Source organism: Paenibacillus campi (assembly GCF_034659835.1).
In the GTDB taxonomy this organism is placed as follows: Bacteria; Bacillota; Bacilli; order Paenibacillales; family Paenibacillaceae; genus Saccharibacillus; species Saccharibacillus campi.
The window spans coordinates 532,520-556,334 of record NZ_JAXSQZ010000001.1 but is presented as its reverse complement, the minus strand read 5'-3'; the positions used below and the strand labels follow the sequence as shown (position 1 = coordinate 556,334).

The 23,815-nt window shown below is 48.3% G+C and carries 16 protein-coding genes; 3 read left to right on the top strand and 13 right to left on the bottom strand.

The window, feature by feature from the left end; all coding sequences use genetic code 11:
• Window positions 1–239: 239 nt before the first annotated feature.
• Window positions 240–4,073, bottom strand: a complete 3,834-nt coding sequence (locus U1I11_RS02155; RefSeq protein ID WP_322903413.1) for a DNA polymerase III subunit alpha — start codon at window positions 4,071–4,073, stop codon at window positions 240–242.
• A 270-nt stretch (window positions 4,074–4,343) separates the two neighbouring features.
• Here U1I11_RS02155 and U1I11_RS02150 point away from each other — a divergent pair, with 270 nt between their 5' ends.
• Window positions 4,344–6,293 carry a methyl-accepting chemotaxis protein gene (locus U1I11_RS02150; protein ID WP_322903412.1) on the top strand — a complete coding sequence of 650 codons (1,950 nt, stop codon included), beginning with the start codon at window positions 4,344–4,346 and terminating at the stop codon, window positions 6,291–6,293.
• Window positions 6,294–6,625: 332 nt separating this feature from the next.
• On the opposite strand, the gene U1I11_RS02145 is transcribed toward U1I11_RS02150, so the two are convergent.
• From U1I11_RS02145 to U1I11_RS02120, 6 genes are all read right to left on the bottom strand, one after another.
• Window positions 6,626–7,966, bottom strand: coding sequence for a DRTGG domain-containing protein (locus U1I11_RS02145; protein ID WP_322903411.1), 1,341 nt, complete (start codon window positions 7,964–7,966; stop codon window positions 6,626–6,628).
• A 239-nt stretch (window positions 7,967–8,205) separates the two neighbouring features.
• On the bottom strand, window positions 8,206–8,556 hold the full coding sequence (locus tag U1I11_RS02140; RefSeq protein ID WP_322903409.1) for a YlbF/YmcA family competence regulator: 351 nt from the start codon (window positions 8,554–8,556) through the stop codon (window positions 8,206–8,208).
• 154 nt (window positions 8,557–8,710) lie between these two features.
• Window positions 8,711–9,361 carry an HAD family hydrolase gene (locus tag U1I11_RS02135; protein WP_322904464.1) on the bottom strand — a complete coding sequence of 217 codons (651 nt, stop codon included), beginning with the start codon at window positions 9,359–9,361 and terminating at the stop codon, window positions 8,711–8,713.
• Window positions 9,362–9,607: 246 nt separating this feature from the next.
• Complete coding sequence (locus U1I11_RS02130) at window positions 9,608–10,969, bottom strand: hemolysin family protein (RefSeq protein ID WP_322903407.1); 1,362 nt, start codon at window positions 10,967–10,969, stop codon at window positions 9,608–9,610.
• A gap of 96 nt (window positions 10,970–11,065) precedes the next feature.
• On the bottom strand, window positions 11,066–12,199 hold the full coding sequence (gene yfkAB, locus U1I11_RS02125; RefSeq protein WP_322903405.1) for a radical SAM/CxCxxxxC motif protein YfkAB: 1,134 nt from the start codon (window positions 12,197–12,199) through the stop codon (window positions 11,066–11,068).
• 85 nt (window positions 12,200–12,284) lie between these two features.
• Window positions 12,285–13,739 carry a bifunctional metallophosphatase/5'-nucleotidase gene (locus U1I11_RS02120; protein WP_322903403.1) on the bottom strand — a complete coding sequence of 485 codons (1,455 nt, stop codon included), beginning with the start codon at window positions 13,737–13,739 and terminating at the stop codon, window positions 12,285–12,287.
• A 101-nt stretch (window positions 13,740–13,840) separates the two neighbouring features.
• Between U1I11_RS02120 and U1I11_RS02115 the strand changes: the two genes are divergently transcribed.
• Together U1I11_RS02115 and U1I11_RS02110 are read left to right on the top strand one after the other, a co-directional pair.
• Window positions 13,841–14,581, top strand: a complete 741-nt coding sequence (locus tag U1I11_RS02115; protein ID WP_322903402.1) for a molybdenum cofactor biosynthesis protein — start codon at window positions 13,841–13,843, stop codon at window positions 14,579–14,581.
• 81 nt (window positions 14,582–14,662) lie between these two features.
• A complete protein-coding gene (locus U1I11_RS02110) occupies window positions 14,663–15,700 on the top strand; it encodes an HD-GYP domain-containing protein (RefSeq protein WP_322903400.1) in 1,038 nt (345 codons plus the stop codon).
• Between the two features lie 159 nt (window positions 15,701–15,859).
• On the opposite strand, the gene U1I11_RS02105 is transcribed toward U1I11_RS02110, so the two are convergent.
• From U1I11_RS02105 to sufC, 6 genes are all read right to left on the bottom strand, one after another.
• Window positions 15,860–17,431, bottom strand: coding sequence for an FAD-dependent oxidoreductase (locus U1I11_RS02105; protein WP_322903398.1), 1,572 nt, complete (start codon window positions 17,429–17,431; stop codon window positions 15,860–15,862).
• A gap of 693 nt (window positions 17,432–18,124) precedes the next feature.
• A complete protein-coding gene (sufB, locus tag U1I11_RS02100) occupies window positions 18,125–19,522 on the bottom strand; it encodes a Fe-S cluster assembly protein SufB (protein WP_322903396.1) in 1,398 nt (465 codons plus the stop codon).
• A gap of 18 nt (window positions 19,523–19,540) precedes the next feature.
• Complete coding sequence (gene sufU, locus U1I11_RS02095; protein WP_322903394.1) at window positions 19,541–19,972, bottom strand: Fe-S cluster assembly sulfur transfer protein SufU; 432 nt, start codon at window positions 19,970–19,972, stop codon at window positions 19,541–19,543.
• Window positions 19,959–21,182, bottom strand: coding sequence for a cysteine desulfurase (locus U1I11_RS02090; protein ID WP_322903392.1), 1,224 nt, complete (start codon window positions 21,180–21,182; stop codon window positions 19,959–19,961). The genes sufU and U1I11_RS02090 overlap by 14 nt, the downstream gene beginning before the upstream one ends.
• Window positions 21,179–22,480: a Fe-S cluster assembly protein SufD gene (sufD, locus tag U1I11_RS02085; RefSeq protein WP_322903390.1), complete on the bottom strand. Its 1,302-nt coding sequence runs from the start codon at window positions 22,478–22,480 to the stop codon at window positions 21,179–21,181. Before sufD ends, U1I11_RS02090 begins: the two co-directional genes overlap by 4 nt.
• Window positions 22,481–22,508: 28 nt before the next feature.
• On the bottom strand, window positions 22,509–23,297 hold the full coding sequence (sufC, locus tag U1I11_RS02080; RefSeq protein WP_322903388.1) for a Fe-S cluster assembly ATPase SufC: 789 nt from the start codon (window positions 23,295–23,297) through the stop codon (window positions 22,509–22,511).
• Between the last annotated feature and the right edge of the window lie 518 nt (window positions 23,298–23,815).

Here is a 23,815-nt window from a genome sequence, read left to right as displayed (position 1 = left end):
CAGACACCGTAAGCCCGCATAATGGGATAATGATACCATACCACACTTTTTTGCCGCAACAAAGAGACAACACAATAAATCGATCCACCTGTAGCGGTAAACAGGTGAATCGATTTCATTTAAAGGGAATAGATGTAAAACGAGTTTATTACAGCTGTACATGATCCTTGCGACCCGTATTATGCTAACGTTGTGCTACTATACGGTCGTCAGAAGTCGGCTATCCAGCGGTTTTGCATTTATTTTACCCGTACCGTGCCTGTGCCAAGCATGTCCTCCATCGCGCTAAACAAACCCGGCGATGGCTTAATACGGTAACTTTCGCTCAGATCGAGCAGCTTCTGGCTTTCTTCATAAAATAACATCGTACCGAGCTGACCCGGATGATCTGCCAGCAGCTGTTTTAGTTGCTCCAGCCGTCCAGCCTGTTGTGCTTCGCGGGTAATTTTGATGTACACATGCTGCTTTGGTGTACGCTCTGCTACTGGAATCGATTCGGTTTGTGTGCCTGTGTCTGTATTGGTGACCGCTCCGCCAGCAGAGCGTGTACGCGTATTGGTGGCGGTACGGGTCGATGTACGCGCTGCCGTTGCTGGCGCATGATCCAGCTCGCTCGTAGCGGCTTTTTTGCTGCGTAACGCTTGGGCGCGCTGCTCTACCTTTGCCGCCATTTCGGTCGCCGTGGATAGGGTAAGCGGCACCACTTCTTCTGCTAGCAGCTTAAAGCTTTCGTCTTCTTGCTGCAAACGTCCGCGTACGATTAGCAGTACCCCTTTGTCGACCAGCTCGCGGCATTTGCGCCAAATTTCCGGAAACATGACCACTTCGCATTTCTCAATCTGGTCTTCCAGCTCCATAAATGCCATCGACTTGCCCTGCTTGGTCGTAATCGCCTTCAAGGAAACGACCATACCGGCAACCGCTACAAGCGTATCATCCGCCGCTTCGTGCAAGTTCATCAGTCGTGACAGACCGGATTGCTCGATCGCTGCCTCATAATCATCAAGCGGATGACCGGATAAATACAGCCCCAACAGCTCGCGCTCAAATTCCAATTGCTCGCCTGCCGTAAATGGCGGCACATCCGGATACGATACGTCCCAGTTCGGCTGCTCGCCCAGATCGAAATCGAACATTTCGATTTGCAGCTCCTCGCGTTCCTTGCGCCATTTTGCCGCTTCTTTCATCGTTTCGTCCAGCATTTGCAGCAATTGTGCACGATGCCCAGGCAAGCTGTCAAAGGCGCCTGCTTGAATGAGCGACTCGATCACCCGTTTGTTGCACGCCTTCGGATCAACGCGTCGGCAAAAGTCGACCAGACTGTCAAATGGACGTTCCTGCCGCTCTTTAATAATACTGTTAATCGCCTGTGTACCGACATTTTTGACAGCGCCTAGACCGAAGCGAATATGACCGCCATCTTGATCAAGGCGCAGTTCGCCATTGTTCGCTTGCTTCGTTGCTGTCACTTGTGCGGGTATAGATGGCGTTGCGGCTAACTGTTCAGTTGGCAAATCAACCTGCTCCATATCACTCATCAGCTCATTTGCGTCGTGTACGCTGTCTTGCTCAGCCTGCTCTGCGTTTCGCGCAGCCCGAACTACGGATGCTTCATCCAGCACCGGCGTAAAGTTAACCCCGCTCAAATGAATATCCGGCGGCAATACCTCTACGCCGATCCGCTGACATTCCAGCACATACTCTGCTACTTTACGATGCGTACCCATTACCGCGGTCAACATCGAAGCGATAAACTGCACCGGATAATGCGCTTTTAAATAAGCGGTCTGAAACGCCAGCACACCATATGCGGTCGCATGTGCGCGCGGGAAACCGTAATCGGCAAAACGAACGATCATATCGTATACCGCATTCGCATCCTGCTCAGTATAACCAAGCTGCAAACTGCCGCTCACAAAATGCTCACGCTCCTGATCCAGCACTTCGCGCTTTTTCTTCGACACCGCACGGCGCAGCAAATCGGCTTCACCAAGCGAAAAACCTGCCATCAGAGAAGCGATTTGCATAATTTGCTCCTGATATACGATAATGCCGTACGTATCTTGCAAAATCGGTTGCAAATCGGGATGCGGATACTCGACGACTGCCCGTCCGTGTTTGCCATCGATATAACGTGGAATGAAATCCATCGGGCCTGGACGATAGAGCGCATTAACCGAGACGATATCTTCAAATTCACTCGGTTTTAGATCGCGCAGCACACGTCGTATGCCGACCGACTCCAACTGGAACACGCCCATCGTATCGCCTTGACTAAGCATATGATACGTAAGCGGATCATCGTACGACACACGATCCCAATCGATCGTTTCACCCGTCTGCTCCTTAATCCATTCCAGACAGCGCTCGATAATCGACAATGTGCGCAAACCGAGAAAGTCCATTTTCAGCATGCCAATCGCTTCCAAACTTTCCATCGCATACTGGGTTAACACCGCATGTTCGCTACCTTCTTGCAGCGGTACTACATCGGTAAGCGGGCCGCTGGAAATGACTACACCGGCAGCATGGGTAGAAGCGTGACGCGGCATCCCTTCAACTTTGATCGCGGTATTGATTAATTCGCGCACCGTACCGGACTTTTCATAACGTTCACGCAGCTCCGGCACCTGCTCCAACGCACGGCGAATCGTCACACCGATCTGAGCGGGAATAAGCTTGGCAGCGCGATCGGTATCGGCGTAAGGCACAGCGAGTGCGCGTCCGACATCACGTACCGCTGCCCGCGCAGCCAGCGTACCAAACGTAATAATTTGAGCGACACGATCCCGTCCATATTTGGATACGACATAATCGATCATCTCATCCCGGCGCAAATCGCTAAAATCGATATCGATATCCGGCATCGACACCCGATCCGGATTCAAAAAACGTTCAAACAACAGTTTGTAGCGAATCGGATCGACATTCGTAATCCCTAGTACATAGGCGACCAAGCTGCCTGCCGACGAGCCACGACCCGGCCCGGTCGTTATACGGGCACGATGCGCAAAGCTCATAAAATCCCATACGATCAAAAAATAATCGGCAAAGCCCATACTGCCAATGACCGACAACTCATAAGCTAGCCGCTCCTCCAGCTTGCCTCGTTCCTCCGCATCATGCCACAGCTTACCTTTACTATAACGGCGCTCCAACCCTTCACGGCAAAGCTGCTCCAAATACCGCTCCGCGTTTAACCCATCCGGCAGCGGATGATACGAAGGCAGTAGCGATTGACCGAGCGGAATCGTCAGTTGACATTGCTCCGCGATACGTACCGTATTGTGAATCGCTTCTGGCACATGACGGAACAACGTCGCCATCTGCTCGCCATTTTTCAAATACAGCTGATTGGTCGGAATGCGCAGCCGACTTTCATCATCGACCGTTTTACCGGTGCCGATACAGATGAGCACATCTTGCGTTTTGGCATCGTCTTCGCTCAAATAATGTACATCATTCGTAGCGACAAGCGGTATGTTCAGCTCGCGTGCCAATGCGATTAATTGCGGAGTGACTTTTTTTTGCTCCGCCAGACCGTGATCTTGTAGTTCGATATAAAAATCCGCACCGAAAATATCCACATACCGCTGTGCCGCCTGCTTCGCCAGCTCCGGCTCACCATGCAGCAAATGCTGCGGAATCTCACCGCCCAAACACGCGCTCAAACAAATAATGCCCTCATGATATTGACGCAATGCATCCCCATCAATACGAGGCTTATAGTGAAAACCTTCCAAATGCCCGATCGAGCACAGCTTCATCAAATTGCGGTAGCCGGTTTCATTTTTGGCGAGCAACAGCAGATGGTGAATCGGCTGATCTTTGCGCGCTGCCTTTTCGCGGCGTGAACCGGCGGTGTAATACACTTCACAGCCGATAATCGGCTTCATACCGTGTTGCAAACATGCTTTATAAAAAGGGATCGCTCCATACATGACGCCATGATCTGTCAAGGCGAGCGAGCTCATGCCTGCCGCTGCCGCCTGACTGACCAGATCATGAATACGCGCAGCCCCGTCAAGCAGACTGTATTCACTATGCACATGCAAATGGACAAATGGGGTCATACGCTTCCCTGCTTTCTGTTGGCAAAATAGTAACAATCATTACGAAATGGGTTCCTCTCAGCTTGTTCATACATTCGCACGAATAAGCCAGACTATCTCTCCTATTTTATCACATTCACGCAAGCAAATCGTATGATTATATAATTATTATTGCTTTATCGACAAATATTGACAATAAGCTATTAAACTTTTTACGCATACAACCGATAAACTAACTTAGTTAAATACGAAACTAAGCTTTTCCATTCTATTGACAGGGGATCGGATTACATGAAAAAGCAGCTCATTATGATCGTATCCATCATTACCATCATTCCATTTCTCGTATTTAGCATTTTCAGCATGACGAGCATAACGAACAAAGTGCAGCGCGACGCTTTCAACATGAATATGCAAAATGTTGAACTTGTAACCCAGAAAGTACAAACTTTAATCAACAAACAGAAATACATGTTACAGCTAATCTCTACCAACCCTTTACTTAAACAGTATAATCCCCAACAAAAAGCACAGGTTAAAGCTTTACTCATTCGGCTCGCAGCAACAGCACCTGAACTGCAATCTATTGTCCTCAACGATCTCACCGGAACACAGCTTGTGAAAAATACGAATACACCAATCATCAATGTAGGCGAACGCCCTTATTTCAAACAAATTCTCGCAACGCAAAAACCGGTCGTATCCGATGTGTTTACGAGCAAAGCAGACGGCAAAAAAATAATTAATATCGTATACCCTGTATTTAGCAATAACAAAATGAGCGGTGTTCTTCAATGTACTGTGCTTGTCAAAACAATGGGCGAATACGCCAAAAGCTTTTCCACCGACGGACAAACCGTGTATATTGCTGATCGTAACGGTACTGTGTTGGCTCATCCTGATGCGAATCAACTGGATTCCGACATCAGTACAACACCCGCATTTCAGCAAAGTCAGACTGAAAATAAAGGTACACTCATCGTTGACGAGGATAATAACAAAGAAATCGTCTCCTTTATGCATGATTCGATTTCCGGCTGGACGATATTCAGCGAAAAACCATACCATCTTGTGATGCAAGATTATGACGAACTTTTGAACAGCAGCATGATCATTATGGCACTCGCGCTGATCGTGGCGATTGCTGCTAGCTATATTTTTGCCGGTCGGATTACACGTCCACTGATGCAACTCGTTGGTGTCACCCAATCGGTAGCCGCAGGCGATTTAACGACGACTTGGAAAATGAAAGCCAAACATGAAGTCGGTGCGTTATCCGATTCCTTAGCGCAGATGACAACGAACTTACACAGCATCGTCTCCCATTTAAAAGACACTTCCCTGCATGTCGCTTCATCATCAGAGCAGCTAAACTCCAGTGCCAGTGAAACATCATACGCTTCTCAGCATATTGCAGAATCGATTCAACAAGTCGCCCTAGGCGCGGAGCAACAATCCGAACAAGTGAAGCGCACCGCAACGACCGTAAATGATATGACCGATGGGATTCAGCATATTGCTAGCAGTGCACAACAAGTCGCTGCCACAGCTGCGCTCACAGCGGACAAAGTAAACGATGGGGATCAAGCGTTGCAATCCGCCAACAGTGAAATTAACAATTTACATACGATTTTTGGCGAATTGTCCGGCTCGGTCAACCATCTGAACGAACATTCGCAAACGATTGGCAACATCGTAGTCACGATCGCCCAGATCGCCAGACAAACGAATCTGTTGTCGCTCAACGCTGGTATTGAAGCTGCACGGGCAGGTGAACATGGCAAAGGCTTCAGTGTCGTCGCCAAAGAAATCCGCTATTTGGCGGACGAAGCTTCCTCGGCTGCCAGTCAGATCGGCTCGCTAATCGATCGCATCCAAGCCGAGATTCAAACCGTTGTGCACAAAACCCAATCCGGTGCCAGCGAAGTAGCACACAGCATTCAAGCCGTGCATATAGCAGGTGAATCGTTCCATCTCATTCGCAGCTATGTGGATGAAGTCGTCAGCAGCATTCAGGGCGTATCTGACGCTTCTTCCACTTTGTCACAAGGCACCGCCCAAGTGATCCAATCGGTGCAGCACATGTCGGACATTACGAATGGAACGGTCGGTCAGATTGAATCGGTATCGGCTGCGACCGAACAACAGCTGGCTACGATGGAGGAAATTTCCGCTTCCTCTACCGTGCTATCTAATGTCGCACATGAACTAAAAACGATGGTGGAGCGCTTTAAAGTATAATCTCGTATAAGCGGGCTTGATCAACAAATTTCATCTGTATAACCGAAAAAGTTTATAACCCAAAAAGGATAATCCTGTCGCAGGAGTATCCTTTTTGGCATGTATCTCGATAAAGCTACTCTATGTGCATTTGCTAAAAATCAATATACTTACTTGTCAATCTATGATCAACGCATGCACTTTGTGCATATACTAATCTTGTCTCAGTTACACTCATCATATGCCAAGCTCATGCTCGCCTCATCATGAACACGTTGAAGTGCTTTCGAACCCGATTTTTGATCGAGCCAACCTACTGGACGTATTCAGTCGTCATATTCATCGTCCATCAATCAACCATGATCGATCGATTGCAACGTCAATATCGATTTGGAGACAGGCACATGATCGTACATAATCTCAATTTCCAGCTTGTACGTACGGCGGCTTGCTTCCAACACCGTCGGACGCACAGTAATCGCATCTTCAATCTGAACCGGACGCAGAAAATACGTTGACATATTGTCCAGCACATAATCATTGCCCGTAAGCAGACGAGCGGTACGCACCGCTGCTTGCACCATAACGGTAATCAGAATGCCTTCGGAAATGTTGCCGAGCTGGGTCGCCATCTGCGGTGTAATCAAACCGTGGAAAAAAACCATCCCTTCCTCATCCCGCTCCTCGGCAAAACCGTTCCAGATCAAATAATCAAACGTCTCCATCGTGCCTGCGCTCGGCTCCTGCTGTGCATCCCGCATCGCTTGCAGCACTTCACGCCGCGTAATCGTACCGATCAGCTTGCGGTTACGATCGACGATCGGCAAAAAGTCGATCCCTTCCCACATCATCGTTTGCGCGGCGGATGCGAGCGACGTTTGCAATGTCGCTGTAATCGGACGACGAATGAGCACTTTTTCGATCGGCTGCCCTGGCGGAAGCTGCTCCATCTCTTTGCGCCCGATAATGCCGATAATCCGGTTCCATTCATCGACGACAGCGAGTCGCAGATAACCGGTTCGCTCTGCCATCTCGTAGAAATCTTCGGCAGTGCTGGATGCTTTAAGCACGCCGGGTTTTGGTTTGCCGGCGATAATATCTTCGACCAGCATAATTTTCTTTTTGATCATGCGGTCGAACAGGGCGCGATTAATCATCGACGCTACTGTAAACGTATCATGCCGGGACAAAATGATCGGTAACCCACGCACATCCGCCTGTGCTTTCACCTCAGAGCTAGTGCTAAAGCCGCCTGTAATCAATACAGCCGCTCCGTGCTCCAATGCAAGCTGATGCGCATCTTCACGGTTACCTACAATGAGCAGGCTGCCCGCTTCCACATAACGCATCATCGCATCCAGCTTCATCGCGCCGATTGCATATTTCACGAGCGTCTTATCCAGACCGCTGCTGCCGCCTAGCACTTTACCTTCGACGATATCGACCACATCGGAAAATGTAAGCTGGTCGGATACGCCGCGCGGACGCTTTTCGATCCGAACGGTACCAATTCGTTCGCGAGTAACGACAATGCCCATAGTTTCGGCTTCTTTGACTGCACGATAGGCTGTGCCTTCACTTACCCCCATCTGGCGTGCCAGCTTGCGGACGGATATTTTGGAACCGATTTCGAGCTTTTCGATATGCTGCAAAAGCTGCTCGTGTTTGGTAATGGATTCATCATGTTGCTGCAACTGTAGCACCACCTTTCCGTAGCTGTATTACTGTGTATGTATTATAGCACAAAAAAGGAACGCAACTCACCATATCATTTGGCAGTATACGTTCCTTTCCTTTACATAACTATAAGCCACATCGATGCACAGCCTTGTTCACTCACGGCTGCGATATTGCTTTACAACGTGTACCACTGCATGCGAACTTGTCATCCTAATCGCTGTACTACTACGTAATCGGGCGAGAGTACAACAGATTATTGCTCAGGCCCGCCGTACAGATGGCTTAGGCTATCCGTGATGATTTTGTTAATATCTTCAATAATCGTGCTCAGACGCTGCTCAGCATCAAACAGACGGCGGATGTTAAGGTTCAAGTTCAGCACCTCAAACAGCTTTTCCATTTGTTCCATTTCTTCTGGGTTTGGCATATCGCCGGACATCATACGCTGCTGTACTTCGATCTGACGCGCACGGAAATCATCCAGCATACGTTTGCTCTCTGGATCAGCTTCGATCAATTGCATCGCTGCGGTAATATCGGCAACCTCCTTACTGTTGCGAATCGCGCTGGACAGTTCATTTGCCTTGTCATAAATGTTTGTCATTATAAGCCCCACTTTCCGATAGACTCGCATCACGCTGCGGACGCCAGCTATCGTTATTTTATGCTTACAGCCTGTCTTCAAGTTTCAGACAGCACAGGCTCAAACACATCCTATACAGGTTAACTGATTTGCTTGCAGAAGTAAAACCGTTAACCTACTCCGCTCTATTAAACACATCCAGCAGTTGCTCAAACGACACGATGATCGCATCCGCTCCATCCAGCTCCTGTTCATCGCCAAAATCCGCATATCGGCACCCGATCACCGTTTGCCCATTGCCTTTGCCTGCTTCCACATCGGATGAGCGATCACCGATCATCCAGGCACTTTGCAAACGGTGCTGCGTCATTAACAGGCGCACCAGTTCAGTTTTCGTCGCGGTTGCATATTCACCTGCGCTGTACACACCTTCCAGCCAGCGATCCAAATGATGCACATCGGTAATGCATTTCACATACCGTTCCAACCCATTGCTAGCGATAAACAGACGCACGCCTTGTGCATGCAGCGCCTGCAACGTCGTTTCTACATGCGGATACAAGCGTGATACACCGGTCTGCATCGTTTCAAGCTGAAACTCCAACAGCAACTCATTAGCACGCTCCACCGTCTGTCGGCTCGCACTAGGGAGCACACGTGCCCAAATGTCTTCCAACAGCATGCCTAGCGATCCTAAAATAATCTGCTCTGGCGGCGTATCGCCTTCATACAACCCTTCATGGCGCAACTGCTCGAATGTACGATGGTACGCAGGTAACAATACCGTCTCTGTCTCAAATAGCGTACCGTCCATATCAAACATCATCGCTTGCGGTTTACGTAATCGTTGATTTTGCACAGGATCGTCTCCTTTTCATTTATCGACTAGCCGTATGTATATGTTATGCAACCTATATGTTGTGTCCGAAAATAAGACAGGTGCGGCATCCACACCGCACCTGCATTTTATTGGGCTACGCTGCTATGAGACGTAGCATCGTTTGAAGACACTATCTAGTCGGATACATCGGCACGATAGCGGTGGGCAAAACTTCTAAATGCCCGCTCACGCTTATGACGGACTGCCTTCAGCCTTCCCTTCGCCTTCAGCTTCTTCCTTAGGCTCCAACAGCGGATGAATATGAACCCGCATAATGCGAAGCCGCTCCGATTCCGCCACTTCAAATATGACGCCATCGACCTCTACGGTTTTGCCGTTTTTCGGCACGCCTTCAAGTTCTTTGAACATCCAGCCACCGATCGAATCCACTTCATCATCGTCGATTTCCACGCCAGCCAGCTCGTTCACATCCTCGATTAGCATCCGTCCGTCTACCGAGATCACGTTGCCAATCCGCTCCACATCCGGTCGTTCATCTTCGAACTCATCATACAGCTCTCCGACGATTTCTTCCAAAATTTCCTCTGCTGTCAGCAAACCAGCTGTACCGCCGTATTCATCGACAACGAGCGTCATCTGGGCATGATGCTTCTGCATCAATTGCAGCACATGGCTAATCTCCATCGATTCCGGCACATTCAAAATCGGTCTTGCCAGTGCAGCCAAATCATACGGCTGGTTGACCGGAGAAAGCAGCACATCGGTAATATGTATGAAGCCGATAATACGGTCTTTATCCTCAACAGCAACCGGATAACGCGAATGTTTCGTTTCCTGAATAATCGCCAAATTTTCCTCTTTGGACAAATTCGTATACAGACAATTCATATCCGTTCGCGGCAACATCACTTCACGGGCAAGCAGATCGGAAAACTCAAAAATATTGTTCACCAGCTCAATTTCGCCTTCATCCAAAATACCGCTTTTGGCGCTCTGGTTCATCAGAATGCGAATTTCTTCCTCTGAATGCGCGCCGTCCGCTTCACTCGCCGGTTCAATCCCTACGGCGCGCAGCACCGCATTCGCGGCAACATTCAGCAGCCAAATAAACGGGAAAAACACCCGGTAAAAGAACAACAGCGGCGCGGATAGAGCAAGCGAGACGCCGTCTGTACGCTGAATCGCCAACGATTTCGGCGCCAGCTCGCCTAATACGATATGTAGAAACGTAATGACCGCAAAGCCGATAATGACCGAGATGGTGGCGATTAACGTCTCGTCGACAAAGCCGAGCTTGTACATAATCGGCTCTACTAGCAGCTCGGATACAGCGGGTTCACCGACCCAGCCGAGTCCAAGCGAAGCAAGCGTAATGCCGAACTGTGTTGCCGACAAGTACGCATCCAGCTTGCTGTTTACTTTGAGCGCATAACCGGCAAGCCGATTGCCTTCACTTTGCAGTTCGGTCAACCGGGAATGACGCACTTTAACGAGCGAAAACTCTGCCGCCACAAAAAAACCGTTTAAAAATACAAGGATAAACACAAGAGCCAAATTGAGTGCTAACTGACCTAACTCAAACTCATGCTCCAACCAGAACGCCCCATTTCTCGGATAGATGGTACAGCAGCCGCAAGTTGCCGCCGGAGCCCATACATGGCGTACCGACGTCTGCTACCTATACGGCTTTTACAGTATCGCTCTGCGTGATTTGAAGTCGGTTCCTTTGTAGTACATATCCGCAACGAGCAAATTCGGACCACAGCAAGCCGCTGCATCACAATGGCAATTCACCTGTTGATTTAGCGGATGATTATCGCTCCACTCCCCAAAAATATCATCTAACTTATGCTCATGAATATTGCCAAACGCAGGAATTGCCGCAAAGTCGGTCACAAACACATCACCGGTAAACATATTCACATTGACGCGATTACGACCGTCCGGATCATTACGCACAGTCACATTCGGTTCATTGCGCAGCCGCGCCACCAACTCGCGATCCGCCTTATTTGGATTACAACTGAAAAACGGCAACGTACCGAACAGCATCCATAGACTTGGATCACGGTGATCGAGCAGATCGTGAATCGCCGCCCGGAAATCATCGAGCGCCAGTACCGGCAAACTTGCCGCAAAATCCGCCGCATACATCGGATGCACTTCATGACGCTGACAACCCATTTCGCGAATAAGACGATGAATGTCCGGCAGCTTGCGATGAGTCCGATAATTAATCATCGATTCCGCCGAAATGAACATGCCTGCATCGCTTAACTTGCGTGTGTTTTCAATCATTTTGTCGTACAGTCGTACAGCCGCTTCGCGCGGAACCGGATGCCCGCTGTTAGCAAAGCCGACCTCATGGAAATCATCTGGCGATGTATAGTTAAACGAGATATGCATCACATCAAGATACGGCAGCATCGGCTCATAACGCCCGATATCAAGCGTCAAATTAGAATTAATCTGTGAACGTACGCCACGTTCACGCGCATAACGAAGCAGCGGAATAATCACTTCATCCACCGTCTGTTTGCGGAATGTCGGCTCGCCGCCAGTAATGCTAATCGTCTGCAAATTTTCCACTTCATCCAGACGTTTCAGCATGAGTGGTAATGGGATCATATCCGGCTCACGCATGACGAGCGAATCGCCTACCGCGCAGTGCTCGCAGCGCATATTGCACAGATTGGTCACCGTCATTTCCACGCTGGTGAGTGTATGCTTGCCATACTGACGAAGTGATTGTAATGGGTCCCACGGGTCATAACTCGGGGAAAGCTCCTTCAGTGGCCACTCACTTCTGTGTATTACTGTCATTTGTTTTTCACCTTATTTCATGTATTAACCCTAAACCGATCCGTTCATAACGAGTCATGCAATTATTGGTACAAGGTCCTATTTATCATAACATAAACCAGCGGCGTTCGGCAGACACATCGATCGCACCTGGCGTTTGCAGCTCTGTGCGTAGCAGATCGCGAATAAATTCGGACAGCATATACGATACGCTTGTGCTCTCGCTTAGCGATTCATAGCCGATGCGAAACGTAAACATATCGAGCGTACCGACACTGTACTCGCGCTCATCGTCCAGCGGCTCGCCAGCCGTCGTCGTAATCGATACGATCCGCTCGTACGGTGAGCGATTCGGATCGTACCGGATCGTCAGCCCATCCACGCACAGACAGCCCAGCACTTTGCCACGAAAACCAAAGCCCATAATCGCGCGGCTCGTAAACTCCTCCAGCAGCGATTGCTCCAGCGCCAGACGAATGCTGCGCCCTTGCAGTAGCGTCTGACTCGGATTGATCGGTGACGGACAGAGGCGATGCAGCAATGCTTCACTAATCTCGCCTGCTGGTAGCGAGCCGAGCAACTGACCGGCATTTATAATCGACAGCTCGGTGCCTGTATACCGGCGAACTGCTTGTGCCAGCAAATTACCAAGCGGCGATTCATGCTCATAATCGATTTCCAGCGGCTGCTTTAAGATCGCTACCGTACGGCTCATCCGCTCAGCAGCACGCTCCCGATGCAGCGCAATCGCTGCTTCGATTTGCTCATCGCGTGGCATAAGGTCAGCACCAGTCGGAATGAGCCCACCATCCAGTAGCTTGGCACGTCCGCCATTTGCTCCTTTTTGCCAGCACATATGCCCCATATAATGACCGAATTTGCCTGCTGCACCAATTACCGTTTCCCCAATCCAGAGCGGACGCTCCAGTACATGATGACTGTGCCCGCCCAAAATGACATCCAACTCAGGCAACTGTTCTGCCAGCCGCTGATCGGCAGCAAGTCCCAGATGGGACATCAGCACAAGCAAATCAACCTCACCACGCAACTTATGCACAAGCGGTGCAAGGCTGTTCAACGGCTCCTCCACATCCCAGCCAAGCAGCTCATAAAAATCGCCATACGGCGCCGTCGCACCGACTAGACCGATCGTCCAGCCGCCTTTTTCGATGATCTGATGCGTATTCATCCATACCGGAGGTAGCCCGGTCGTATGCTCGATTACATTGGAACATACAATCGGACAGACAATACCGGCATACGTCTGATTCAAAATAGTAGTCGTGTAGGTAAGTCCTTCATTATTACCGATCGTAATCGCATCATATCCGGTCAGATTCAAAATATCGACATTAGCAGCTCCGTCCGAACCTTCCGTTTCCAGTGACATGCGATCCATATGGTCGCCCATATCGAGCAAAACGACCTGCTCCGGACGATAGCGTTCACGGTAATCATTAGCAATCGCCGCCAGAATGCCCATATTTTCAAAATGGCTATGGATATCATTCGTATGCAGCAATGTAATCGTATCATTGAATGTTCGTTGATCTTTGTTCATGGGGCAACTCCTTTCGGCTCCAGCTTTTCTTTTCCGTTATTCAGACGGTAATATGATAAGATGAAATTGGATAAATTCATCGTTTGGAGGTCATTACTTTTATGAAGTATACCATTAAATTGTTTGCCGGGCTTGCCGAACGGATCGGGCAACCCGAAGTCATATTGAGCATTCCTTCCGCTACAGAGACGAATGCAGCACAATGCACGGTTGCAGAGCTTAAAGCTGCGCTTACCGCTCAATATCCCGATGCGGCTCAAGCGATCGCTCATGCTTTTGCTGCTGTTAATCAAGAGTATGCTTCTGTCGATAATACTATTAAACCCGAAGATGAGATCGCGCTCATTCCTCCCGTATCAGGTGGATCAGGAGCAGACAAGGGCGCACAGACGGAGGACGGATTGTTCGTCATTACCCCGCTGCCATTATCCGCTGAAGACGTTATTGCCAAAGTGAGCGATAACAATCACGGTGCCACGATTGCCTTTATTGGCACAACACGGGAAATGACCGGTAATATGCAAACGACATATCTGGAATACGAAGCGTATGTGCCAATGGCATTGTCTGAGCTGCAAAAGATCGGTAATCATATCGCCAACCAATGGCAGGGCAGCCGCTGTGCGATCAGTCACCGGATCGGTGCGGTTGGCATTGCCGAAACGAGCGTCATCATCGCCGTTTCTGCTGCACATCGAAACGATGCGTACGAAGCGAGTCGATTTGCGATTGAACGGTTAAAAGAAACCGTACCGATCTGGAAAAAGGAACTGTGGGCAGACGGTTCCGAATGGAAAGGCGTACAAACCGGACCTTGGAATCCGGTCGTTCCTAAGTCTTGATTATATGTCTATGTTTTCGTTGTGATCAAATTTTTTTCTTGATATGATAAATGTATTATTCATCTACGGAGGTGCCCCGCATTGAGAGTACATGTGACCGATTTAAAGCCGGGAGATACGCTATCAAGTGATACATTCAACTCATTCGGCATTCACATTATGCAAAAGGGCCATACACTCCATTCCAATGACATCAGCAAATTACTTCAGCATGGCGTGGACTATGTGACCATTGAGCATACAGCCGTAACTTCTCCTGTTATCTCTGCACCTCATTCGCTTGAGCAGGCTAAAGTCAAATTTGACACCGCTCTAAATGGCTTCGAAAATCTTTTTCTTAGTGCATCTGCACGCGGAGAATTTGACGGAAGCCAAGTCGATGACATGCTGGAGCCACTCATGGAGGAGTTGCATACACAAAAAGATGTTGTTTCTGTACTATTCGTGCTGAATGATAAAAATAATTATACGTATACCCACTCTTTACAAGTTGGCATGCTGTCTTATTATTTGGCAATGTGGCTAGGTTATACAGAGCAAGAAGCGTATCTTGCCGGGCGTGCAGGCTATTTGCATGATGTTGGCAAAGCGAAAATCCCATCCGATATTTTGAACAAGCCGGGGAAACTGACTACAGACGAGTTTGACTGGATGAAAAAGCATACGACTTACGGATATGAGATTATTATGAACTCAACCGGTGATGAGCTAAGCGCACTTGTCGCATTGCAGCATCATGAGCGCTCCGATGGCAAAGGATATCCAAACCATTTGCGACTGGACGATATTCACCCGTATTCGCGTATCGTAGCGGTAGCCGACATCTATAGTGCGATGACAACAAACCGTGTCTATCAGACCAAACAGGAGCTGCTAAAGGTGTTAAAAGAGCTGCATCGCATGAGCTTTGGACAATTGCATGCAGAGTCGGCACAAACATTTGTCCGTCATATGCTGCCTAATATGATCGGCAAACACGTGAAGCTAAATTCCGGCGAAACCGGTAAAATTATTATGACGAATCCGTCCGATTATTTCCGCCCATTGATCGAAACGAATAACGGGTTTAAAGATTTGGCGATCGAGACGGAATTGGAAATTGAAGACCTTTTTCTATAAAAAATCGGTTCGATTCGAAATGTGCTATAAGCTTGCACAGACAAAGAAATAGCCGCTGTCCGATTATTTAAGGACAGTGGCTATTGTAATTGGTAGTGCCTAGTATCGTGTGGACTCGTTTTAGTCCATTGGCAAATATGATGTTGCTTGCGCAGCGATCTATTGCAAAGAAATATGATAATCTTTGCGCAAATAGTCATGGATATGCACAAAATCCGCTTTAGTGAGCGTGCGCAGCTTTTTCTGTTTACCTTCACGTCCCAAAATAATACCGATCGTCTGTGCAGCCAGCGCGGTCGTTGGTGTAATCCGCGCACTGCCATATGCTTTAATCGACGCACCGATATTTTTGCCAGCGACGAGTACATTATCATAGTTTTTTAATTCAAACGAGCGCAGCGGAATGCCGTACGCATCTGGCTTCCCATATCCTTTACCGGTCGGCACTTCACGCGTACCTTGAATATCAAGCGGATAGCCGCCGATGCTAACATTATCCCAAAACATTTTGCTGCTCATCAAGTCGTGCGCTTGCAACACATAATCGGTTTCATAGCGATTATAATCACGAATATACAAATAATCAGGAAATCCATTTAGCTCAGCATGTTTGTAACCCGGAATATGTTCACGCAAAAATTCAAGCACACGCGGCGCTTCCGCTTTGCCTTTGGCGATCGCTTTGCGTACCGATTCCGGATTGGACGGGTCGACATCATAGATTAGCAACGCATTCATAATGACATCGCCATCTTTTTGATACGTTGAATTAATGCCGCGCAGCTTGAGCTGTGGATCGGCAATATGGAATGTATCGGTAATTTTGCTATACCCGGTGCCAAAGTCGTAATCGACATAAGTGTTCGTCCCATACTTAGCTTCCAGACGGGTAAGCGGATAATCTAGCAAAGTCGAGCTATGCAAAGCGAGCCAGTTTACATGCTTAAATTTGAGCATATACGTAGCTGCCATATATTCAGGCTTCGTAGCGGCATCGCTGCGAAAAATCGACTCTACGCCAGGAATTCGTTTCACATCCAAGTGGGACGTTAATGCTGCATAATCGGTATTTTCCACAAAATAACGCGCTGCTACCGTATGCTGGCTTCCATCTTGCTCGGTGTAGGTGATGCTTGTAATACGGTGCATACCGTCCTGCTTGTCTTGCCCAATCGCGCCTAGCTTAATGCCACTTTTAAACGGAATATTTTGGATCAGACCGTTATAATAGTTTACAAAATCGCTCTCTTTACGAATCTCGCCGTCATTGTACGCCGTATACAGCTTTTTCATTTCCCCTTGCACAAGACTAATATTTTTGTCGTTGTTCGGCTCATCGAGCACGAGCATCTGTCCTTGCAGCAGTTGACCGCCCGGTTTGGCACGCGGATCGAGAATGAGCACGTTCTGTCCTTCATCATGAGCGGCTTTTGCCATTAATATGCCTTCGATTTCACTGCCGATGATGACCAAATCATAATGCTCATCGATAACCGGAGCCGGCTCGCTTGCCGTATTTACCTGGTGATCACTAGCTTCTGTTCCGGGCTGTTCGGCTGTCGTTGTTGACGAAGCGAACGGTGACATTGCTTTGGCATACCACATCGAACCGCCTGCCAATACTGCAATAAACAGTACCGTCCAGAGCAATAATATGTAGATTCGTGCCTTTTTGTGCTTCGTACGCTGCTGCTTGTTGCTTGCTTTCAATCGTTCATTTCTCGTTTTCAATGGAGGTCGTACCACCTTGCTGCAATGAATTTGGAATGGGGCTTGAGACGGGTGTCGGTGTAGGGTAATAATCATGCGTCCAGGGCAAAGGGAGCAATGCAGGTCATAAGCCCCTTTTTACAGCGTAATGCCTATACTACCCCTTCGTCAACAAGCGGATAAAACGATCCCCCTGGCTGAAATCCATAAAAAGGTTCTAATGCAAAAGTGTGTATACACCTGCAATCAGAACCTGTTTACGAATATAGTAGGATCATTTCCACCTTAATCATCCCATCTCCAGTTTCATATCACCTGTAAGCTTACTGCCGTATACAGGCTCACATCATGCCCTAGCTAGCAGTCTGTCGCTTACGACACGACGCGACCAGATCACCAACGGAATGAGCAACAACGACAGTACACCGCCTGCCAGCGATCACACGGGATAACTCGTACCCGCCACAATGATACCGGACAAAGTATCACTGGTAGCTCCGGATAGAGCAACCAGCACATCGTATAATTTTCAAATGAATGGATTCGCACCCTATATGTCGTTTGCATTAGATATAATTCAGCTTTTGCTTATACGAAAACAGTAACAGCTTATTTCGTAGCGGCATATATAAAATAAATACATAGCAACAATAAAGCAAAAAGAGCAAGTATCTTAAAATAGCAGATACTTACTCTTTGTTAGTAATTATTCGATTAACCGATCGAACCTTCCATCTCAAATTTAATGAGACGGTTCATCTCTACCGCATATTCCATCGGCAGTTCTTTCGTAAATGGCTCGATAAAGCCCATAACGATCATTTGCGTAGCTTCGTCTTCACTCAGACCACGGCTCATCAAGTAGAACAGCTGGTCTTCGGATACTTTGGATACCGTTGCTTCGTGCTCAAGCGTGATGTTATCATTCTTGATCTCGTTGTACGGGATTGTATCGGAAGTGGACTCGTTGTCCAAAATGAGCGTATCACATTTGATGTTGGACTTTGCGCCATCGGAGTTGCGTCCGAAGGAAGCGAGACCACGATACGTTACTTTACCGCCGTGCTTACTGATCGATTTGGATACGATTGTCGATGTAGTGTCTGGTGCAAGGTGAATCATTTTGGCACCTGCATCTTGCAGCTGACCTTTACCTGCAACCGCGATCGACAGTACCGAACCTTTCGCACCGCGACCTTTCAGTACGACAGCTGGATATTTCATCGTCAACTTGGAACCGATGTTGCCATCAACCCATTCCATGTTAGCATTTTCTTCTGCAACCGCACGTTTTGTAACGAGGTTGTAGATGTTAGGTGCCCAGTTTTGGATCGTTGTGTAACGCACGCGTGCATTCTTTTTACAAAGAATTTCAACAACCGCACTGTGCAAGGAGTTTGTGCTGTAGATTGGCGCTGTACAGCCTTCTACATAATGCACAAAACTACCTTCGTCCGCGATGATCAGCGTACGTTCAAACTGACCCATATTCTCGGAGTTAATACGGAAGTACGCTTGCAGCGGAATTTCACATTGTACGCCTGGTGGCACATAAATAAAGCTACCACCCGACCATACCGCACTGTTCAGCGCTGCAAATTTGTTATCTGCTGGTGGTACGATCGTTGAGAAATATTCTTTGAAAATTTCTGGATGCTCACGTAGCGCTGTATCTGTATCGGTGAAAATAACGCCTTGATCTTCCAGTTCTTTCTGCATGTTGTGATAGACAACTTCAGATTCATACTGAGCGGATACACCGGCAAGAAACTTTTGCTCTGCTTCTGGAATACCGAGTTTATCAAATGTTTCTTTGATCTCCGTCGGTACTTCTTCCCATGTTTTACCTTGTCCTTCGGACGGTTTTACATAGTATTGGATATCGTTGAAATCCAGTCCACTCAGATCGCCGCCCCATTCTGGAGTTGCCATTTTCTCAAACTGTTCCAGCGATTTCAGACGAAAATCGAGCATCCATTCCGGCTCGTCTTTCATTTTGGAGATCGCCATAACGATTTCCTTGTTCAGACCTTTACCGGACTGAAAAATCGACTTATGCTCGTCGCGAAAACCATATTTATAATCTTCCATTTCAGGTGCTTTTTTAGCCATGGTTGTAGCCTCCCTATCTTAATTGGTCGTACTGTCTTCACCGATGCCTTTGCGCAGTGCATTCCATGCCAGTGTCGCGCATTTGATGCGGGCTGGGAATTTGTTTACTCCGGATAGGGCTTCGATTTCTTCATATTCATCAAATTGCACGTCTTCACCTTTCATTAGAGCGGAGAAACGTGTTGCAATATCAAGTGCTTCCGCATACGTTCTGCCTTTGACAGCTTCGGTCATCATGGACGCGGAGGACATGCTGATCGAGCAGCCTTCGCCGGTATATTTGGCATCGATAATCTTATCGTCTTCGATCAATAGCTGAAGTGAAATCCGGTCACCACATGTCGGGTTGTTCAGATTCACGGTTACAGCATCATCGCCAAATGTTCCACGGTTACGCGGATTTTTGTAATGATCCATAATGACGCGACGGTATAGGTCATCCAATTGCATCGCCAAAATACTCCTTTGTCTGAACTAACGCATCGATAAATCGATCCACGTCCTGTTCATTATTATACAGGTAAAAGCTGGCGCGTGCAGTAGAACTTGCTTCCAGCCATCGCATTAGCGGCTGACAGCAATGGTGCCCGGCACGGATCGCAATTCCGTACGTATCCAGCACGGTTGCCAGATCGTGCGGATGCACGCCGTCCAGATTAAACGTAACGATGCCGACTTTACGTTTCACCGGCCCATAAATGTGAATGCCTTCGATCTCGGACATGCGCTCCATCGCATAATTGGCAAGATGTGCTTCATGCTCCTCGATCTTATCCATCCCAATCTCGGTCAAAAAATCAATCGCTGCCGCCAGTCCGACCGCACCGGAGATAATCGGCGTACCGCCTTCAAATCGCCACGGTGCATCTTTCCAATCGGATTCGTACAGACCGACATCGTTAATCATCTCGCCGCCGAATTCGATCGGTTCCATGTCTGCCAGCAAATTGCGCTTGCCATAAAGGGCGCCAAATCCGGTCGGGCCACACATTTTGTGACTGGACAGCGCATAGAAATCGCAATCCAAATCTTGCACATCCACTTTCATATGCGGCGTGCTCTGTGCGCCGTCAACGACCATAATCGCGCCGTGACGATGAGCAATTTCAGCGATTTGTTTCACCGGATTGACGACGCCGAGTACGTTGGACACGTATACGACTGACACGATTTTCGTATTCGGGGTAATCGTCTTTTCCACATCAGCCAGATCGATATTGCCGTCCGGTTGTAGTGGAATATATTTCAGCGTAGCACCAGTGCGCAGAGCGAGCTGTTGCCACGGAATGAGATTACTATGATGCTCCATCGGTGTGATCACAATCTCATCGCCAGCTTGCAGGCGTGGGCCGCCGTAAGCGGAAGCGACTAAATTGAGCGCCGTTGTTGTACCGCGGGTAAATACAATTTCCTCGCTGCGCGCAGCATTGATGAAACGCGCTACCTTCTCCCGTGCGCCTTCATACGCATCGGTCGCACGCGTACCGAGCGTATGCACGCCACGGTGTACGTTGGAATTGTCCCATTCATAATAATGACTTAGCGCGTCCAACACGGCACGCGGTTTTTGCGAAGTTGCCGCATTATCCAAATACACAAGCGGATGTCCGTTTACTTCCTGGTGTAAAATCGGAAACTGCTCGCGGATGTGCGCGTTCACTGTCCGACTTTCCTTTCAACCAGCTCTTGCAAACGAACTTGCAGCTGTTCCAGCGGAATGTCAGACACGACCGGAGCCAGGAAACCATAAATGATCAGTCGCTCTGCCTGTGCACGGGAGATACCACGGGACATCAGATAATGTACCTGCTCAGGATTCACTTGTCCGACCGAAGCCGCGTGACCTGCCATAACATCATCTTCATCAATGAGCAGGATCGGATTCGCATCACCACGAGCTTTTGGACTTAGCATTAGTACTTTTTCTGCCTGCTCACCGTTTGAACGGGTTGCACCATGCTCGATTTTAGTAATACCGTTAATGATTGCATTCGCTTCTTCGCGCATAACCGCACGCGTCGTCATTTGGCTAGTGGAATCTTTACCGAAATGAATGGCACGTGTTGTATAGTTCAGACGCTGGGAGCCGGAACCGACTGCGATCACTTTGGCATCGGAAGTCGAGCCGTTGCCTTTCAACACAGTCGATGTATCAGTGACGGTATTCCCATCGTTCATTTCACCGATGATCCATTCGATCGATGCATCATTTTCGGTTACTGCACGACGATAGCTCATATCGGTTGTGCCCAAACCAAGCTGGTGAACGGTAGCAAAACGAACTTTTGCCCCCGGCTTGGCGATCACTTCCACGATACCATTGTGCAGACGGTCGCCTTCACCGGTGGAGATGTAGTTGTCCACATACGTGACCGAGCTATTCACATCAGCGACAACGAGCACACGCGGTGCGAACGTAGCGTCAGCGTTTTCGGTCAGGAATACCGCTTGCAGCGGCACGGATACTTCTACATTTTTCGGAACGTACAGGAATGCGCCGCCCGTCCACAGTGCTGCACTCAGTGCAGTCAACTGGTTTTCATCGTTTTTGACAACGGTGGACAGATGAGCTTGTACGAGATCGCTATGCTCACGAGCTGCGGTTTCCAGATCGGTGAAAATAACGCCCTGTGCTTTCAGCTCGTCTGACAGACTGCTGTATACGGCACCGGAATCTTTTTGTACGATCAAGTTCGTCGCTTCTTCTTCTTTGACGAGCGCACGAATCGCTTCCGGCAGCTCTTGCAGCGACGTTACGCGTGTCGCTGGCTGATACGTACCGTAATCGGACAGATTCCATTTATCGATTTTCGTTTTTTCCGGCTTTGGCAGTTCAAGGCGAGAAGCCAGTTCAAGTGCGTTCAAACGGCTTTCAGCCAGCCATGCCGGTTCGTTTTTTTGCTGGGATAGTGATTTTAGTGCTTCCGCATTGAGCGGAAGTATCGTCTGCAATGTCATTATGCTCTTGCTCCTTCCGTACCGTTATTTACGCTTCTTGTTCCTGGCCTACAGTTTCGTCGGTAATACCGAGTTCTTCTTTTACCCAGTCGTAGCCTTCTGCTTCCAGACGGGCAGCCAGTTCAGGACCGCCGGATTTCACGATGCGGCCTTGCATCATAACGTGTACGTAGTCAGGCGTAATGTAGTTCAGGAGACGTTGATAGTGAGTGATGATCAGGAAGCCGCGATCTTCGCTACGCATTTTGTTCACGCCGTCCGCAACGATTCTCAGTGCATCGATATCGAGACCGGAGTCAATTTCATCAAGAATGACGATTTTCGGGTCGAGCATTAGCATTTGCAAAATTTCGTTACGTTTTTTCTCGCCGCCGGAGAAACCTTCGTTCAAGTAACGATGTGCAAATTCAGGATTCATATCCAGTTCTTTCATGCTGCCTTCCATTTGACGAATGAACTTGATCAGCGAGATTTCTTTGCCTTCTTCACGGCGTGCATTGATTGCACTACGCAGGAAGTCGGAGTTCGTTACGCCGCTAATTTCGCTCGGATATTGCATCGCCAGGAACAGACCTGCACGTGCGCGCTCGTCCACTTCCATTTCCAGCACGTCTTCGCCGTCCAGTGTAACGACACCTTCGGTCACTTCATATTTCGGATGACCCATCAGTGCGGAAGCGAGTGTACTTTTACCGGTACCGTTTGGTCCCATGATCGCATGGATTTCTCCACCTTTCATGGACAAGTTAACACCTTTGAGGATTTCCTTGTTGTCGATTGTTGCTTTCAGACCTTCGATGACGAAATTTGTTGCCATAATAGACGTCCCTCCAAAATAAGTAAGTAAGCTGCCAAATATAACAATTTTGATGGATTGTTTGTTCGGCAGCTTCAGAATTAATCGCATAATCATTTTGCTGCTTAAATCATACCAGTAAAGCGGTCGTTTCTGCAAAACAATCGCCGCTTTTTTCGTAGATATTTTCCAGACTTTTCCTTGTTATGTTGCTTATCATAAGGATAGAAGTCTGTTTGTGCTCTACTTCGTGATGATGAGTAGCAGCTTTACAGACCGACTTTGGCGCGCAGCAACCGCATCGTTACTACGCTCAGTCAATATGGAAAGAGTAAACTCCAATGTTCAGCGATTTAGATAAAGTCTAAGAATAAATCCTTCTTAGAACCATTCTAAACTGATTCTCAACGATTCTCAAGCTATTTTATTATAATTTAAAATATGCTGCAATGAAATGCGCAAGCTTTCATGTTATCTTAACGTACGCTCATGATGCAAGCGCTTTGTCTTCATTTTCCCTTCATCTTGCTGTATGCTTG

Bases quoted from the DNA above. Each gene is read 5' to 3' on its own strand.
- U1I11_RS02155 (WP_322903413.1), bottom strand. From the start codon at position 4,073: ATGACCCCATTTGTCCATTTGCATGTGCATAGTGAATACAGTCTGCTT.
- U1I11_RS02150 (WP_322903412.1), top strand. From the start codon at position 4,344: ATGAAAAAGCAGCTCATTATGATCGTATCCATCATTACCATCATTCCA.
- U1I11_RS02140 (WP_322903409.1), bottom strand. From the start codon at position 8,556: ATGACAAACATTTATGACAAGGCAAATGAACTGTCCAGCGCGATTCGC.
- U1I11_RS02135 (WP_322904464.1), bottom strand. From the start codon at position 9,361: ATGATGTTTGATATGGACGGTACGCTATTTGAGACAGAGACGGTATTG.
- yfkAB (WP_322903405.1), bottom strand. From the start codon at position 12,199: ATGACAGTAATACACAGAAGTGAGTGGCCACTGAAGGAGCTTTCCCCG.
- U1I11_RS02120 (WP_322903403.1), bottom strand. From the start codon at position 13,739: ATGAACAAAGATCAACGAACATTCAATGATACGATTACATTGCTGCAT.
- U1I11_RS02115 (WP_322903402.1), top strand. From the start codon at position 13,841: ATGAAGTATACCATTAAATTGTTTGCCGGGCTTGCCGAACGGATCGGG.
- sufB (WP_322903396.1), bottom strand. From the start codon at position 19,522: ATGGCTAAAAAAGCACCTGAAATGGAAGATTATAAATATGGTTTTCGC.
- sufU (WP_322903394.1), bottom strand. From the start codon at position 19,972: ATGCAATTGGATGACCTATACCGTCGCGTCATTATGGATCATTACAAA.
- sufD (WP_322903390.1), bottom strand. From the start codon at position 22,480: ATGACATTGCAGACGATACTTCCGCTCAATGCGGAAGCACTAAAATCA.
- sufC (WP_322903388.1), bottom strand. From the start codon at position 23,297: ATGGCAACAAATTTCGTCATCGAAGGTCTGAAAGCAACAATCGACAAC.